Source organism: Chryseobacterium sp. SIMBA_029, assembly GCF_046535275.1.
Lineage (GTDB): Bacteria > Bacteroidota > Bacteroidia > Flavobacteriales > Weeksellaceae > Chryseobacterium.
The window spans coordinates 1-242 of record NZ_JAWRXA010000780.1 but is presented as its reverse complement, the minus strand read 5'-3'; the positions used below and the strand labels follow the sequence as shown (position 1 = coordinate 242).

The following is a 242-nucleotide window of genomic DNA, read 5'->3' as shown; positions in this document are numbered from 1 at the left end:
CGGCTGGATATTATTCATGTTTTACAGATCAGATAGCATATAGTACGCGCATTCATAACTTCGACCTGTATTTTAGGATGGTGCATTTATTTGATAAAAACCTGTTGATAAAGGATTTTTCTTATCCGCCACTGCTTGATGAAAACTATAAAAGAATAGCCCCGCAAGTCAGGAAAAATAAGATGACAGGCATTAAATATTTAGCTGTTCATTTTGATAGTGAACCTGAAAAGTCTTTAAAG

1 protein-coding gene is annotated in these 242 nt (G+C 34.3%); it reads left to right on the top strand.

Going from position 1 to position 242, the window contains the following annotated elements; translation table 11 throughout:
- On the top strand, window positions 1-242 hold a 242-nt coding region (locus SB679_RS26055), incomplete at both ends, for a hypothetical protein (RefSeq protein WP_410705292.1).